This window comes from Aliishimia ponticola, assembly GCF_004803475.1.
Classification (GTDB): domain Bacteria; phylum Pseudomonadota; class Alphaproteobacteria; order Rhodobacterales; family Rhodobacteraceae; genus Aliishimia; species Aliishimia ponticola.
In genome coordinates, this window is the sequence record NZ_SRKY01000001.1 from 363,532 (window position 1) to 379,704 (window position 16,173).

Annotated in this window: 13 protein-coding genes; 8 read left to right on the top strand and 5 right to left on the bottom strand. The window is 64.7% G+C overall.

Features of this window, described 5'->3' with window-relative positions; translation table 11 throughout:
* Positions 1 to 21 precede the first annotated feature (21 nt).
* The 5 genes from E4Z66_RS01800 to bcp form a co-directional block, all read right to left on the bottom strand.
* Entirely contained in the window at positions 22 to 1,488 is a 1,467-nt protein-coding gene (locus tag E4Z66_RS01800; protein ID WP_211097098.1) for an MFS transporter, read from the bottom strand.
* Positions 1,489 to 1,502: 14 nt separating this feature from the next.
* The gene (locus E4Z66_RS01805; protein ID WP_136461224.1) at positions 1,503 to 2,030 is read right to left on the bottom strand and encodes a bactofilin family protein; all 528 of its coding nucleotides are present in this window, start codon (positions 2,028 to 2,030) and stop codon (positions 1,503 to 1,505) included.
* Positions 2,020 to 3,351 carry a M23 family metallopeptidase gene (locus E4Z66_RS01810; RefSeq protein ID WP_136461225.1) on the bottom strand — a complete coding sequence of 444 codons (1,332 nt, stop codon included), beginning with the start codon at positions 3,349 to 3,351 and terminating at the stop codon, positions 2,020 to 2,022. The genes E4Z66_RS01805 and E4Z66_RS01810 overlap by 11 nt, the downstream gene beginning before the upstream one ends.
* A 276-nt stretch (positions 3,352 to 3,627) precedes the next feature.
* Positions 3,628 to 4,446 carry a ferritin-like domain-containing protein gene (locus tag E4Z66_RS01815; protein ID WP_168797698.1) on the bottom strand — a complete coding sequence of 273 codons (819 nt, stop codon included), beginning with the start codon at positions 4,444 to 4,446 and terminating at the stop codon, positions 3,628 to 3,630.
* Positions 4,443 to 4,904, bottom strand: a complete 462-nt coding sequence (gene bcp, locus E4Z66_RS01820; RefSeq protein ID WP_136461226.1) for a thioredoxin-dependent thiol peroxidase — start codon at positions 4,902 to 4,904, stop codon at positions 4,443 to 4,445. The genes E4Z66_RS01815 and bcp overlap by 4 nt, the downstream gene beginning before the upstream one ends.
* 83 nt (positions 4,905 to 4,987) lie before the next feature.
* Here bcp and E4Z66_RS01825 point away from each other — a divergent pair, with 83 nt between their 5' ends.
* The 8 genes from E4Z66_RS01825 (at position 4,988) to E4Z66_RS01860 (ending at position 16,130) form a co-directional block, all read left to right on the top strand.
* A complete protein-coding gene (locus tag E4Z66_RS01825; protein ID WP_136461227.1) occupies positions 4,988 to 8,599 on the top strand; it encodes a YhdP family protein in 3,612 nt (1,203 codons plus the stop codon).
* A gap of 10 nt (positions 8,600 to 8,609) precedes the next feature.
* Complete coding sequence (gene queA, locus E4Z66_RS01830; RefSeq protein ID WP_136461228.1) at positions 8,610 to 9,668, top strand: tRNA preQ1(34) S-adenosylmethionine ribosyltransferase-isomerase QueA; 1,059 nt, start codon at positions 8,610 to 8,612, stop codon at positions 9,666 to 9,668.
* 162 nt (positions 9,669 to 9,830) lie between these two features.
* Complete coding sequence (locus E4Z66_RS01835) at positions 9,831 to 10,805, top strand: hypothetical protein (RefSeq protein WP_136461229.1); 975 nt, start codon at positions 9,831 to 9,833, stop codon at positions 10,803 to 10,805.
* Positions 10,806 to 10,964: 159 nt separating this feature from the next.
* A complete protein-coding gene (locus E4Z66_RS01840) occupies positions 10,965 to 12,215 on the top strand; it encodes an MFS transporter (protein ID WP_136461230.1) in 1,251 nt (416 codons plus the stop codon).
* Positions 12,216 to 12,337: 122 nt separating this feature from the next.
* Positions 12,338 to 12,919: a DUF924 family protein gene (locus E4Z66_RS01845; protein ID WP_136461231.1), complete on the top strand. Its 582-nt coding sequence runs from the start codon at positions 12,338 to 12,340 to the stop codon at positions 12,917 to 12,919.
* Positions 12,920 to 13,047: 128 nt separating this feature from the next.
* Positions 13,048 to 14,442, top strand: a complete 1,395-nt coding sequence (lpdA, locus tag E4Z66_RS01850; protein ID WP_136461232.1) for a dihydrolipoyl dehydrogenase — start codon at positions 13,048 to 13,050, stop codon at positions 14,440 to 14,442.
* A 56-nt stretch (positions 14,443 to 14,498) separates the two neighbouring features.
* Positions 14,499 to 14,900, top strand: a complete 402-nt coding sequence (locus E4Z66_RS01855) for a hypothetical protein (protein WP_246035841.1) — start codon at positions 14,499 to 14,501, stop codon at positions 14,898 to 14,900.
* A 45-nt stretch (positions 14,901 to 14,945) separates the two neighbouring features.
* The gene (locus tag E4Z66_RS01860; protein ID WP_136461233.1) at positions 14,946 to 16,130 is read left to right on the top strand and encodes an MFS transporter; all 1,185 of its coding nucleotides are present in this window, start codon (positions 14,946 to 14,948) and stop codon (positions 16,128 to 16,130) included.
* Positions 16,131 to 16,173: the final 43 nt, after the last annotated feature.

Below are 16,173 nucleotides of genomic sequence, written 5' to 3' on the forward strand. Positions count from 1 at the left end.
AAGGCATGGCCGCGCCGTATCTCATCTGCGCAGCCCGCCCGGCAGGCGCAGCGCGATCAGGGCGCTTAGCAGGGCCAGGGCTGACGCGATCCACGCCACGCCCCGAAAGGCCACATTCATCGCGGCCACATGGCCTGTCGTATCGCTTTCGATCCCGAAACTCGCCAGCCCGCCCGCAGCTTGGTACAGCGCCGCGACGACCCCGCTGAGCGCTGCGACCGAGAGCAAGGCGGCAAGCCGCGTGATCGCGTTATTGATGCCAGAGGCGATGCCGGAGTGATGCTCCTCCACCGCGCCCATCACCGCAGCAGAGAGCGGCGCGACCACCAGCGCCATTCCGAAACCGATGATGCAGAAGCCCGGCAGCATATGCTGCCAGAAGTCCTGCGCCGGGGCAAGCCAGCCGATCACCCCATAGCCTGCCGCGACCACAAGGCTGCCCGGCAGGATCAGCGGGGCCGGGCCAATGCGGTCCGCCAGCTTGCCCGCGCGTGACGAGATCAGCGCCATGAAGACAGAGATGGGCGCGAAGGCGGCAGAGGCTTCGATCTCGCTGACGCCCCAACCCGCGATGAAGGTCATCGGCATGAAGAAGAACATCAGCGCCAAAGCGGAATAGAGCGTGAAGGACAGCAGGTTCGCGGCGGCGAAGACGGGCGCATTGAACAGGGTCAGCGGCATCATCGGTACGGCCTGGCGCGCTTCGATGCGCAGGAACAGGGCCAGGCCCGCAAGCCCGATCCCGACCCAAAGCCAGTCAGGCCCGTCCTCTGACGCGGTCAGCCCCCATGCCAGGGCCAGCAGGGCCAGTGTCGCAGTCAGCGCCCCGGCCATATCAAGCCGGGCCCCCGGCCGCGCGACGTCCCGTTGGGTTCGGCTGTACAGCAGCCAGATCGCCACGCCGCCCAAGGGCAGGTTCACCGCGAAGACCCAGCGCCACATCTCTGGCCCGCCAAAGGTCAGGGCCAGCCCGCCAATGATCGGCCCCAGCGCGGTCGTCAGGGACGATGCCGCCGCCCAGATACCGATGGCGCGGCCTCGCTCTGCGCGGGGATAGGCGCGGGCGATGATGGCAAGAGAGCCGGGCACCATGATCGCCGCGCCAATGCCTTGCAGCCCGCGCGCCACGATCAGGAACAGCGCCGTTGGCGCCACCGCGCACAGCAGGGAGGCGGCGACGAACAAGGCAATGCCGATACCGAAGACCCGCGCCAGCCCAAAGCGGTCGCCAATTGCGCCGCCCACCAGGATCAGCGCCGACAGCATCAGCATGTAAGCGTTGTGAATCCACTGGGCCTCGGCCAGTCCCGCGCCCAGCGTACTGCGCATGGCGGGCAGGGCGATGGCTGTCACGGTGCCGTCGATGAACCCCAGCGCCGACGCCAATATCGCGGCGATCAGCACAAAGCGGCGATCCTTTGGGGCGCAAAGCGCGTCCGAAACAGAAAGCGCCGCAGGGGTGTCCTGCGGCGTCTGGGTCGTTGTCACGGTGGTATCCGGGGTCAGCTTTGGCCGGGCTGTGCCGGTTTCGGCTGCGGCGCGGCGTGGGCTTGTTGCGGCTGTTTCGGGACGTTGCCGGAGATCGGATCGTCCTGACGCTGCACGGAGCCTTCGAAATGCGCACCGCTTTCGATTGCGATGGTCTTGTGGATGATGTCGCCCTCGACCCGCGCGGTGGAGGTCAGGCGGACCTTGAGGCCGCGCACGCAGCCGACGATGCGGCCATTGATCACCACGTCATCCGCGATCACTTCGCCGCGAATCGTCGCGCTCTCGCCGATGGTCAGAAGATGGGCGCGGATATCGCCTTCGACAGTGCCTTCGACCTGAATATCGCCGGTCGTTTTGACATTGCCGGTGATGTGCAGGTCCGCAGACAGAAGCGAGGCCGGCGGCTTCGCCTTGGGCGGCGTGTTCGGCTTGTAGTCGCTGGAAGGCGCGGCTGGCGCAGGGCTTGCTTTTTCCGGTGCGTCGGCCTTGGGCGCGTCTGCTTTGGGGCCGGGTTCGTTGATTTTGCTCTTAGAAAACATCGTTCGCTGCCTTGATGTAGATCATCGGGTTCACGGCTTCACCGCCGACACGGACTTCATAGTGCAGGTGCACCCCCGTTACCCGTCCAGAGGCTCCCATATCACCGATCCGCTGCCCGCGCGAGACCCTTTGTCCAACCTTCACGCGCATTTTGGACAGATGCGCATAGCGGGTTTCGATGCCGAACTCGTGCTGGATCTTCACCAGACGGCCATAGCCCGACGACCAGCCCGCGTGGACCACGACGCCATCGGCAGTGGAGTAGATCGGCGTACCGGTCCCGGCGGCGAAATCGACGCCCTTGTGCATACGGCGACCGCCCGTCTTGGGGTCGCGGCGTGTGCCGAAGCCGGAAGTGAAGCGGAAGGAATCCTTTACAGGGTTGGCAAACGGGGCCTTCTGCGCGGCGATCCGGTACAGGTTCAGGCGGTCCATCTGGTTCAGCAGGCGGTTGGCGCGCAGCGTGTCGGCGCTGGCCTCTTCGCCACGGGTGGAGAATGTCAGCGGCGTCAGCGGGCCGCCTTGCCCCGAATAGCCCCGGCGGACCTGTTCGATAATGCGATCGGTGCTAAGCCCGGCGGCGCGGAACATCTTGTCCAGCGGAGCCACGGACACGGTCATCGCCTCTTCCAGCTGGCGGAAGATCTGATCGTTCTTGTCCTGCATGAGCGCCAGTTCGGCTTCCATCTCGTCGGCGCGCAGCAGTGCTTCGCGGGCATCGGCCACCACTTGGTCACGTTCCGCCGCGGTGCGGGCCAGCGCATCGGCTAGGATATCGACCGGCGCGCCCGCGCCATTTCCGGCGGACGCGACAGAGGCTTCACCGGATTCGATCTGTTCTTTCAGCGTGGCCAGACGTTCTTCGACGCTTTGGCGTTGCTTCATCGTGTTGCGCAGCGTCGCCTGAATCACCTCGATCCCGGTTTCAAGCTCGCGGCGGCGGGTTTCGGATTCCAGCAGTTGCGACTGCATGACCGAAACCTGCTCAAGAGAGGCGTTGAAGCGTTCCTGCGCGGCCAGTGCTTCTTCGGCGCGGCTGTCACGCTGCGCGGCCAAGGCATCAAGACGGGCCTGATAAGTGCGCTGTTCGCGTTTGGCCTGTTCGCGGAAATTCCCGGCACCGATGGAATCCATCAGGATGATGGCGGTGGCAACGATGGCCCATGCAACGACAAGGGCGCTGCCCGCAAAGGCGATAAGCTGAGTCACGGGACGCAGGCGGATAAAGCGCGTGTCTTTGTCGGATTTCAGGAACACGCGGCGCTCGGGGAAATTCCGTTCCAAGAAGGCGTGCAGTTTGATCGCGAGGCGTGTACGCAAAAGGCTCGTCCTTTGTCCCATCCCAATAGCGGCGCTCGATCCCCAGTCCGACGCCTTGGCCCAACTCCTTACGCGCAGGTCAACCGGCGGGCAAGTCTCGCGGCGCGATAGGTCGCAACTGTTGCGGGAAAGTGAAATCTTTGGCGAAAAACCGCCGATATTAAGGTGTTGCTCGGCGAAGTTGAGCCCGCAGCGCGGCGCGGTTTCTGCCTGCGGCGGACGGTCGGACCATGCGGCCACCTCTGGAGGCCGCGCGCCCGAACGCGGCCCTTTCGCCTAACGCAACTGATCGGCCAGCGGCCAGTAGAAGTCGGGCGGTATCCCGGCTTCGGCGCGTTTTTCCTCGTTAAAGGGGGGCTTTAGCGCGCCGTGGAAATAGGTGCGCACAAGGTCATGGAAAACCACGACGGGGTCCGTGTTGTCGCGCCCGCACAGGAAGTGAAACCACTTCGATCCATAGGCGACGTGGTGGACTTCTTCGGCATAGATGATCTTGAGCGCATCCACCGCGCTTTGCGCGTTGGCCTTCTGGAAAATCTCGATCATGCCGGGCGTGACATCAAGGCCGCGCGCCTCGAGCACCATAGGCACTACCGCCAGACGGCCCAGCAGATCGTCGCGGGTATCTTCCGCCGCGCGCCACATTCCGGCATGGGCGGGCAGGGCGCCGTAATGGCTGCCCAGCTCTTCGAGGCAATCGCACATCAGATTGAAATGCTTGGATTCTTCATCCGCAGATTTCACCCAGTCATCGTAGAACCCCATCGGCATCGGCACATGGCCGAACCGGGCGATGATGTCCCAATGCAGGTCCACCGCGTTCAGTTCTATATGCGCCACCGCATGCAGCAGCGCGATCCGGCCCTGCGGCGATCCGGGGCGGCGGCGGGGTACATCGCGCGGGTCCAGAAGTTCGGGCGCGGCAGGGCGGGCCGGATGCAGGGGCGGCGCGGCTTCTCCCACGGGGATCGGCGTGCCCGCGGCGCGCGCGTCCCGCCAGCGGGCGGCATGGGCGCGCGACAGGGCGGTCTTGGCCCGTCCATCGGCGGTGGTCAGAACCTCCACCGCCATCTGCGTCAGGGTCTGCGCCGTCATAGGGCGCGCGCCGCGTCCAGCACCGCTTCGGCATGGCCCGGCACCTTGACCTTGCGCCATTCCTGCACGATCTGCCCGTCCGCGTTGATCAGAAAGGTCGAACGTTCGATCCCCATGAAGGTCTTTCCGTACATCTTCTTTTCCTTCCAGACGCCGAAATCTTCGCAGGCGGAGCCGTCCTCATCCGACAGCAGCGTTACCTTCAGATCGTGCTTGGCCGCGAATTTCTCGTGCTTTGCCATGCTGTCCTTGGAAATTCCGAACACGGTGACGCCCGCATCGGCAAATTCCCCCAAGCTTTCTGAAAATGCGATGGATTCCTTCGTGCAGCCCGAGGTATCATCGCGGGGATAGAAAAACAGGACCACGGCGCTGCCGCGCAGGTCCGAGAGTGTGACCGTGCCTCCGCCGGTCGCGGGCAGGCTGAAATCGGGAGCGGTCTGATGTGTATCGGCCATGTGTTTCGATCCTTTGGAGCGGGTGGTGCAGGCCATTCGCCTGCCGCTGCCGAGTGTAGTACGCCCTGCGGCGGGTTAAAGCCATGAGCAGCGGTTCGGCGGAAAAATCTGACAAGGAGGCGGGGCGGCCCGGCGCTGAGGCCGATGATGCCGCGCCAATGACCGGGGCGCTTTCGGGCGCAAAGGACCGCGCGGACCCATCTGACGGCGCGACACCTGCCGCCGACACGCCCGGCGGAACGACGCCGGATGTGGATGCGCCGGATGGGGACACGCCGGATAACGAAAAAACCAGACGCAGATGGGGGCGCGGAAAACGGTCCAAGGCCAAGCCGCCGCGCCGGCGACGATGGCTGCTGCGCGGGCTGCTCACCGTGGCCTTCCAACTCGGCTTCATCGCGGCGCTGATCGGTGGTGCGATCTGGTGGCTGACCGACCGGCCCGTGACCGCGCCTGACTGGCTGCGCGCGCGGATCGAGGCGCGCATCGCACAGAACGCGCCCGGGCTGGATGTGGATTTCGGACAGATGGTTCTGACCGTCCATCAGGGCTGGCGGCCCACGGCGCAGCTGCGCGATGTGGTGATCTCCTCTGCGGAGGGGGCCGAGTTGATGGCGTTGTCCGAGATGAACGCATCGCTCGCCTTCCGCCCGCTGCTGGAAGGGTTGGTGCAGCCCAAGACCGCGCGGCTGTCGGGGCTGTTCGCGACGCTGCGCCGGGACAGCAATGGTGTGCTAAGCCTGCAAGTGTCGCCCGACGCCGCCCCCGTTCAGAGCGCGGCAAGCCTGCCCGAGATGGTTGAACAACTCGATGGCCTGTTCCAAAGCCCCGGACTTGCGGCGCTGACGGAACTGGATCTGGATGCGGTGACGCTGCGCTTTGAAGATGCCCGCGCCCGCCGTGCCTGGACGGTGGACGGGGCGCGGGTTCGCATCCGCCGCGAAGGCGAAGAGCTGCGCATGGCCGCCGATCTGGCGCTGCTGGGCGGCGGCGCGTCTGTTGCGACGCTTGAGGCGAATTACACCAGCCGCATCGGGGAAAGCACCGCGCAATTCGGCGTATCGGTGCGCGACGTACGCGCCCGCGACCTTGCCGCGATCAGCCCTGCTTTTGGTTGGCTGACCGGCTTGCAGGCGCCGATTTCTGGTGCGGTGCGCAGCGCGGTGGATGCAGGCGGCAATGTCCAGCCGGTCAATGCCACGTTGCAGATCGGGCAGGGCGTGCTGCAACCCGCGCCGCAGACCCGCGCCATTCCGTTCAACGCCGGGCGCACCTACCTGACCTTTCATCCCGACCTTGGCGAGATCGTGTTCGACCTGATCGAGATCGACAGCCCCTGGCTTTCGGGCACGGCAGAGGGGCACGCCCAACTGGTCGGTCTGGATGAGGGTCGGCTGGACGAGATGATCGGCCAGTTCAACCTGAACGGTCTGACATTCTCGCCGCCGGATCTGTACGAGACCCCGTTGCAGCTTGACCGCGTCGAAATGGACACGCGTTTCATTCCCGATCCGTTCCGTGTCGAACTGGGGCAGATGCGCATCCGCGATCAGGGAGAGATCATCTGGGCCGATGGTGCTCTGGACGTGGCTCCCGAAGGCTGGCGGCTGGCGCTGGATGCACGCATGGCGCGGCTGAACGGCGCGCGGTTGCTGGAACTCTGGCCCGTCAGCTTCGCGGGCAAGCCGCGCGACTGGGTGTCCAAGAACATCACCGGCGGGAATGTGTCCGATCTGCAATTCGCGCTGCGGTCCTCGCCGGGGGTGCGCCCGGATATGCATCTGGGTTTCGGCTTTACGGCGCAAGAGGTGCGCTATCACAAGACTCTGCCGCCGCTAAAGGACACGGCCGGGGTGGCCTCGCTGCTGCGGGATCGCTTTGTCGTGGCGCTGGACCAGGGTTATGCCAGCGTTGGCGAGAATGGGCGCGTCGATGCGGCGGGCAGTGCCTTTATCATTCCCGATGTTACGGCCCAGCCCGACACGCCCGCCGTCATCCGCATCAAGACCGACAGCACGATCAACGCGGCGCTTGCCGTGCTGGACCAGCCGCCGCTGGAATTCATGCGCAAGGCGAACCTGCCGGTCACGCTGGCGGAGGGGCGGGCAGAATTGACCGGAACGCTGGCGCTGCCGATCCGCAAATCCGTCGCCCCGGACGAGATCGATTATGCGTTCGAAGGGCGGCTGACCGATGTGGTGAGCGATGTGCTGGTGCCGGGCCGCCGGTTGGAGGCCGAGGCGCTGACGCTCGATGTCTCGCCCCGCGAGGTGCGCATCGGTGGGCCGGGCCAGTTCGACGGAATCGCGTTCGAAGGCGACTGGACCATGGTTCCGGGCACGCCGGGCAGCCGCGTCGTGGCGCAGATGGACCTGTCGCAGAACACGGTGGAGCGTTTGAAAATCGGCCTGCCGCCCGGCACCGTGTCGGGGCGGGGGGGCGCGCGGCTGGTGCTGGACCTGCCGGCGGGCCGCGCGCCGCAATTCGAGGCGACCAGCGATTTGCGCGGGGTCGGGCTGAGCGTTCCGGCGCTGGGATGGTCCAAACCCGCCGCGAGCCGGGGCAACCTGACCGTGGCAGGCACACTGGGCGCGTCCCCCGCGATTGACCGTTTGGCGCTGGCCGCCAGCGGGCTGGACGCCGAAGGCCGCGTTGCACTGCGCCAGGATGGCGGTCTTGACCGGGCCGAGTTTTCCTCCGTGAAACTGGGCGGCTGGCTGAGTGCGCCGGTGGCGCTGGTGGGCCGTGGCCAAGGCGCGGCGCCCGCTGTGATCGTGCAGGGCGGCACGCTGGATATGCGGCGCGCCAGCTTTGGCGGCCGATCGGGCGCGGGCGGCGGCGGCGGCAATGCGCAAACCGGCCCGCTGACCCTGCGACTGGATCGGCTCCAGATCACCGATACGATCGCGCTGACCGGGCTCAACGGTGATTTCACACTGAACCGCGGGCTCGAAGGTAAATTCCGCGGGCGCGTCAACGGGGTGGCACAGGTCAGCGGGACCGTGGTGCCCGAAGCCGGGCGCAGCGCATTTCGGATTACCTCCGGCGATGCGGGCAAGGTCTTTGCCAGTGCCGGGCTGCTCAAACAGGCGCGCGGCGGGGATATGCAGCTGATCCTGCGGCCCGTCGGCACGGCGGGGGCCTTCAACGGCGCGCTGTCGATCACCAATACGCGGGTGCAGGATGCCCCCGCCATTGCGGCGCTGTTCAATGCGCTGTCCGTGGTCGGCCTGCTGGAACAGATGGGCGGGCAGGGGCTGCATTTCGCCGAGGTAGAGGCCGCCTTTCGCCTGACGCCGGAACGGGTCACGCTGACAGAGGCCAGCGCGGTCGGCCCCTCCATCGGTCTGTCGATGGACGGCACCTATGACCTTGGGGCCGGGCAGATGGATATGCGCGGGGTGTTCTCGCCGATCTACCTGATCAATGGCGTCGGCTCGCTTCTGACCCGCAAGGGCGAGGGGCTGATCGGCTTCAACTTTCGCCTGAGCGGGCCATCCGACAGCCCGCGCGTGCAGGTGAACCCGCTGTCGGCGCTGACGCCGTCGATCTTCCGCGAACTCTTCCGCCGCCCCGCGCCCTCTGTCGCGCAAGAACCGGGCGAGGCGCCGGGCGCGCAACCGCGGGTGCAGGGCAACACCGGCACCGAGGAAACCGGGAAAGCCCCCCTTGAGCACGGCGGCGGTGAACGCTAAGGCCCCGGCCATGAAACTTTCCGATTTCGATTTCGATCTGCCCGACGCTTTGATCGCCACCCGGCCCGCGCGGCCCCGGACCTCGGCCCGGCTGCTGGTGGCGCAGGGCGACGCGATAGAGGATCGCCACGTGTTCGACCTGCCGCAGATCCTGCGCGCCGGTGACAGGCTGGTGCTGAACGACACGCGCGTGATCCCCGCGCGGCTGACCGGTCTGCGCCGCCGTGACAGCGCGCAAGGCCCGGTCGAAGCCAAGATCGAGGTCACGCTGCTGTCGCCGGATGCGGGCGGCGGCTGGCGCGCCTTGGTCAAGCCGCTGCGCAAACTGCGCCAAGGCGAAACCGTCGCATTCGATGCCGGGCTGTCCGCCACGTTGGAGCGGGTCGATGACGGGCAGGCGCTGCTGCGCTTCAACCTTGAGGGCGACGCCTTCCAGGAAGCGTTGAACGCCGCGGGCGCGATGCCCTTGCCGCCCTATATCGCCAGCCAGCGCGCGGCCGATGCGCAGGACAAGGACGATTACCAGACCGTTTTCGCCAAACGTGAAGGGGCGGTGGCCGCACCGACGGCGTCGCTCCATTTCGACGAGGCGCTGCTGGAAAGCTTGCGCGAGATCGGCGTGGAGTTCACCACCGTGACGCTTCATGTCGGCGCGGGCACGTTCCTGCCGGTCAAGGTCGAAGACGTGACAACGCACCGGATGCACGCGGAATGGGGCAAGGTCAGCGCGGAGGCGGCGCAGCAGATCGCCACCACCAAGGCGCAGGGCGGGCGGGTGATCCCCGTCGGCACCACGGCGCTGCGGCTGATCGAAACCGCTGCCCGCGCCACCGGCGAGATCGCGCCATGGGAAGGGGATACGGATATCTTCATCTATCCCGGCTTCACCTTCAATGTGGCCGACGCGCTGATGACGAATTTCCACCTGCCCAAATCGACCTTGATGATGCTGGTCTCGGCGCTGATGGGGCGCGAGAGGATGATGCGTGTCTATGCCCATGCGGTCGCGGACAAGTACCGCTTCTTCTCTTACGGCGATGCGTCGCTTCTGATCCCACCTGCCAAGTGATCCGCCCCGAATGGTCCCGCATGGCCCCGGAAGGCACCGCATGGCCGGGGCGGCACCTTTCCGCAGGCAGGCCGCCCCATCGCAAAGGTCGCGTTGCACAGCGCCGCGCAATAGAACATGAATTGGCGGGTAATCCGTTCCAGGCCGTACAGGGATGTCAGCGTGTCCGAAGGTAATGAATTGAACCGCATCATACTGCATATCGGGGCGCATAAGACCGCCTCGACCCATTTCCATCGGTTGATGCGGGCCAATGCCGCGCGGCTCACGCCGGGCGACGTGCATGTGGCCAAGAAGGAGGACATCCGGCGCAACCTGACGCGCCAGATCCGCCAGATGCGGCGCGTGTTCTCCGGGTCCGGGCACCGGCAAGACATGCCCGGCGGGGTCGGAGCGCGGATGGCGGGTACAGCGCAGACGCTGTTCCTGTCGGACGAGAACCTGATCGGCACCAGCCAGAACCTGCTGGGGCACCGGTTCGACGGGGTTTCGTGGCTAGGCTCCCGGCGCTGGCTGCGTGCGTGGCTGGCGCGCATGTTCGGCAGGCCGCTGATCTATCCCCATGCGGAACGGCGGATGGTGATCGTCTCGCGGATGTTGTCCGGCGTCGATCAGGAAATCTATATCGCGATCCGCAATCCGGTGACGTTTCTGGCATCGAATTACTGCGAAACGATCCGCTTTCACGGCTATCAGGATTTCGCAGAATACCGGCGTGGGATCGACGCGGCGGCGCTGTCATGGGCCGCATTCATCCAGCGGCTTTCCGACACGCTGCCGGGTGTGCCGATCACCGTCTGGCGGCAAGAGGATTACCCGCAGGTGGCCCCGCAACTGGTGGCGCGCGTGCTGGATGTCAAACAAAAGCGCGTGCGCATCCCCGCCAAGCTGCAAGAGGTCGTCCGCCCCGGATTGTCGGCCCGCGCCGTAGAGGGCATCGCGGCGCTGTGCCGTGACAAGCCGGACCGGTGGACCCGGGACGAGATCGAGGCGATCGCCGAAGAGTTCCCGCGCAGCGAAAGCAACCCGCCCCCCAGCCTGCTGACCCCGGAAGAGGCGGCAGAGCTTGACGCGCAATACCGCGACGATTTGCAGACCATCGCCGCCATGCCGGGCGTGACCTTGATCGCCCCGTAGGCCGGCCGTAGGGCAAAGAACGCCCCCGCGCCGCGCCGAATTTCACAGCGCGCCGGAAAAGACAGGCTGAAAACGGCAGGCTTTTGTCGCAAGCAGGCCCGAATCCGCGTAGACCTGTCGATAACCGAGGGTAACTCGCAAAACGAGCAGGACGGTCCGATGAACCAAGTCGTAAAAAGTGCATGGGCCTTGTTGCTCGGGATCGGTCTGCTTCAGATCGGCAACGGGATGCAGGGCACCTTGCTGGGTATCCGGGGCGAAATCGAAGCCTTCACCACCACCGAAATGTCGATCATCATCGCGGCCTATTTCGCGGGCTTTCTGGGGGGCAGCCGTCTTGCGCCCGGACTGATCCGGCGTGTCGGGCATGTGCGCGTCTTTGCTGCGCTGGCCTCGCTGATTTCGGCGGTGATCATCCTGTACCCCGCCGCGCCGGACCCGTGGGTCTGGACCGTGGGGCGGGTGCTGATCGGGTTCTGCTTTTCCGCGGTTTACGTGACCTCGGAAAGTTGGCTGAACAACGCGGCCACGAATGAAACGCGCGGCCAAGCGCTGTCGGCCTATATGATCGTGCAGACGCTGGGCATCATCGCGGCGCAAGTCCTGCTGCTGGCCGCCGATCCTTCCGGCTATGTGCTGTTCGTCATCCCGTCGATCCTCGTCTCTATCGCGGTGACGCCGATCCTGCTGTCGATCTCGCCGACGCCGGCCTTTGGCACCACCAAGCAGATGAAGCTGAAGGATCTGTTGACCGCGTCACCGCTGGGGGCCGTGGGCATGTTCCTTCTGGGCGGTGTCTTTGCCGCGCAATTCGGCATGTCTGCGATCTATGGCACCCAGGCCGATCTGAGCATCGTGCAAATCTCGACCTTCGTGTCGATGTTCTTCGTAGGCGCGCTTGTCACGCAATATCCCATCGGCTGGGCGTCGGACCGGATGGATCGCCGTCAACTGGTTGTCTTCGTGTCCGGGCTTGGCGCGGTTGCCTGTGTCATCGGCGCGCTCTTTGGCGAAAACTTCACCCTGCTGCTGGTCGCGGCCTTCATGATGGGCGGCGCGTCCAACCCGCTGTATTCCCTGCTGATCGCACATACGAACGACTTTCTGGACCATGACGACATGGCAGGCGCGTCCGGCGCGCTGATCTTCCTTAACGGGCTGGGCGCGATCTTTGGCCCGATCATCACAGGTCAGGCAATGGCGATCATCGGGCCCGAAGGGTTCTTCTTCTTCACGCTTCTGCTGTTCGTGGCGCTGACGATCTATGCGCTCTACCGGATGACGCAGCGGGCCACCATCGCGGTCGAGGATACCGGCGCCTATGTGGCCATGACCCCGGCCTCCGGCACCGTCGCGGTGGAGCTTGCGCAGGAATATGCCAACGACGAAGCGCGTGAGGAAACACCCTGAGGCACACACGAAACAGTATGTTTATGACCAGATGAAAAGAATCGTGACTTTCCTCACGGGTAAAGCATTGTAACGATACGAATATAGTTCGGTAATTGTGTGACGATCAAAGGAGTGGGATCATGATCGGCCCGGAAGACGTTTTGAAGTTCTGGTTGGACGACACTGGCCCAGAGGGTTGGTATGCGACGGATGATGCGCTGGATGCGGAAATCAAGTCGCGGTTTCAGGAAGCATGGGAACAGGCGATGGCGGGCAAGTTCTCGCTTTGGCTGACATATCCTTCCGGCACGCTGGCCTATATCATCCTGACAGATCAGTTTTCGCGCAACATGTTCCGCGGCTCGCCGCTTGCCTTCGCCTCCGACCGGATGGCGCTTGCCGCTGCCAAATCGGCCGTGGACAAGGGGTGGGATTTCAAGATCGACGGACCGGCGCGTCAATTCTTCTACCTGCCGCTGATGCATTCGGAAAACCTGTGCGATCAGGAACGCTGCGTGCGCCTGATGTGCGAACGTCTGCCGGAGGCTGCCAGCAACCTGTTGCATGCCAAGGCCCATCGCGAGGTGATCCGCCTGTTTGGCCGTTTCCCCTATCGCAATGAGGCGCTGTCGCGCAGCACCACCGGGGCAGAGACCGCGTATCTGTCGGGCGGTGGCTATGGTGAAACGGTGCGAATGCTGCAAGCGAAACAGGCCAGCTAAGCCGCGCCCGCGCACCGGGTTTGCGCCTGTCGCAAGGCTGTTATGACACCGTCCGTTTCCGTTGTGGAAGGCTGAAAACTAGTTTAACACTAAACTAGTTTTCGGATTGCCCTCGGGAGGACTTCATCATGGCGGCCCAATCTTTCGACATCATCGTGATCGGGGCGGGCCCCGGCGGCTATGTCGCGGCGATCCGCGCGGCGCAGAATGGCGCCAAGGTCTGCGTGGTCGAACGTGAGAACCTGGGCGGTATCTGTCTGAACTGGGGCTGCATCCCGACCAAGGCGATGCTGCGCTCGTCGGAAGTGTTCCACCTGATGCACCGGGCCAAGGAATTCGGCCTGAAAGCGGAGAAGGTCGATTACGATCTGGACGCGGTTGTCGACCGGTCGCGCGGCGTGGCCAAACAGCTGTCCGGCGGCGTGGGCCATCTTCTCAAGAAGAACAAAGTCACCGTGATCATGGGCGAGGCGACGATCCCGGCCAAGGGCAAGGTGTCCGTCAAGACGGACAAGGGCACCGAGGAGCTGACCGCCAAGAACATCATCCTTGCCACCGGGGCGCGGGCACGTGAATTGCCGGGGCTCGAAGCCGATGGTGATCTGGTCTGGACCTACCGCCATGCGCTCAAACCCCCGCGTATGCCCAAAAAGCTGCTGGTCATTGGGTCGGGCGCGATCGGTATCGAATTTGCAAGCTTTTACAACACGCTGGGCACCGACACGACCGTGGTCGAGGTGATGGACCGCGTGCTGCCGGTCGAAGATGAGGAAATCTCGAAATTCGCCAAGAAGCAGTTCGAAAAGCAGGGCATGAAGATCATGCAAAAGGCGACGGTCAAGAAACTGGACCGCGCGAAAGGCAAAGTCACTGCGCATATCGAGGTGGGCGGCAAGGTTGAGACGCATGATTTCGACACGGTGATCTCCGCCGTGGGCATCGTCGGCAATGTCGAGAACCTCGGGCTGGAGGCATTGGGCGTCAAGATCGACCGCACCCATGTCATCACCGATGAATTCTGCCGGACCGGGGTCGGGGGGCTGTATGCCATTGGCGATATCGCGGGCGCACCGTGGCTGGCGCACAAGGCCTCCCACGAGGGCGTCATGGTGGCCGATCTGATCGCGGGCAAACACGCCCATCCGGTGAAACCCGAAAGCATCGCGGGCTGCACCTATTGCCATCCGCAGGTCGCCTCTGTCGGCTATACCGAGGCGAAGGCGAAAGAGCTTGGCTATGACATCAAGGTTGGCCGCTTCCCCTTCATCGGCAACGGCAAGGCCATCGCGCTTGGGGAACCGGAGGGCATGATCAAAACCGTGTTCGACGCCAAGACCGGCGAGCTTCTGGGCGCGCATATGGTCGGGGCGGAAGTGACCGAACTGATTCAGGGCTATGTGGTGGGCCGCCAGTTGGAGACCACGGAAGAAGACCTGATGAACACCGTCTTCCCGCATCCCACGCTGTCGGAAATGATGCACGAAAGCGTTTTGGACGCTTACGGGCGCGTCATCCACTTCTGAGTCTCAGCCGAAACTGCTATCCTTTCGCAGGTATTTTCTTGCGAAAGGATTTTTCGATGAAGCACGTCTTGATTGCAGGGGCGGCGCTGTGTGGCGCGCTGTTCATGGGGCCAACGCCCGCAGCCGCACAGCAGGTTCTGGCGACCTATTACGCGATGCTGGCCGATCACGACCTTTACAATTCACGCGGTCAGCCCTTGGGTGATTTCTGCGCCGTGTTGCAGCAGGACCGGGCGAATTTCCATCGCTTCGGGCGGCGTCATCCTTCGGATCAGTTCGACCCGATCTTTACCAGCCGCGAGGCGCGGGCCCGCATTCCCAGTATATGCTATATGGCCAGCGGCGATGCGGCCTTGCCCAACCAGTTGGCGCGCTATGGCTCTGTCTTTGTCTATGTGGAGATCATCGGCCAGAATGGCTGGCCCACTGGCGTCATCGTGCATCAAGGCGCGGGCTGAGCCCAAGCGATTGCCAAGGGCGGCGCGGCGGCGCATAGACGGGGCATGACCCAGCGGCCTGCGACTCCCTTCGGATTGATCCTGCTTCTTTGGGCTGCCGGGCTTGGCGCGGCGGCGCAATATGGCAAGGTCAGCGTCATCTATTTCCTGCTGCCGGACCATTACCCACAAGCGGGCGCGGCGCTGGCCTTTATCGTGTCCATCGTGGGGTTTACCGGCATCGTTCTGGGCGTTCTGGCCGGGCATCTGGTCGCGCGCTTCGGCTATCGTCGGTCGCTTCTGTGGGCGCTGTGGTTCGGTGCGGCCCTGTCGCTGCTAGAGGCTCTCCTGCCGCCGTTGCCGGTCATGCTGGCCCTGCGTCTGGCAGAGGGGCTGTCGCATCTGGCCATCGTCGTCGCCGCCCCGACGCTGATCGCGCAATTGTCCGCGCCGCGGCATCGCGGGCTGACGCTCAGCTTATGGAGCACGTTTTTCGGCGTGTCCTATACGGCGCTGGTCTGGCTTGGCCTGCCGATGGTGGCGCGGCTGGGCCTGCCGTCGCTGTTCGTCGCGCATGGGGTTTGGATGGCCGGGGCGGCGCTGTTGGTGCAGATCCGGCTGCCCGCGTTGAACACCGCGCGGCCGTCGCAGGCGCTGTCACTGTCCGATCTGCCCGCGCTGCACATGCAGACCTATCGGTCGCCCTTTGTTGCCGCGCCGGGCTTTGGCTGGCTGTTCTATACCTTCTGCTACTTGGCGTTGCTGACGCTGATCCCTCCCTTCATCGACCCGTCCTACCGCGCGGCCCTGGTCGGGGCGATCCCGCTGGTGTCCATCGTGACGTCAATGACGGTCGGCGTTTACCTGCTGGGCCGATATCCGGCTGTCCGCGTTGTGCTGGCGGGGTTTGCGCTGGTGGCGCTGGCGCTGGGATGGCTGCTTGTCGCGCCGGGTGGGATCGCGCCCAGCCTTGCGCTGGCGGTGGCCTTCGGGCTGGTGCAGGGGGCCAGCTTTGCCTGCGTGCCGCAGCTCAACAACTCCGCCGCGGATCAGGCGCGCGCCAATGGCGCGATGGCGCAGATGGGCAATATCGGCAACACGGTCGGAACGCCGGTTCTGGCCGCGGCGGTGGCCGGGATCGGCTATGGTGGGATGATCGGCACGGCGTTGATCGTGACGGTTCTTGGCCTGCTGACTCACGCCGGTTTGGACCACCTGCGCCGCCGCACCGAACAGGGCCAGCGGATTTAGCGGCATTCTTTCGCACAAAGCGCAGTTTGTTCCACCTATGTTC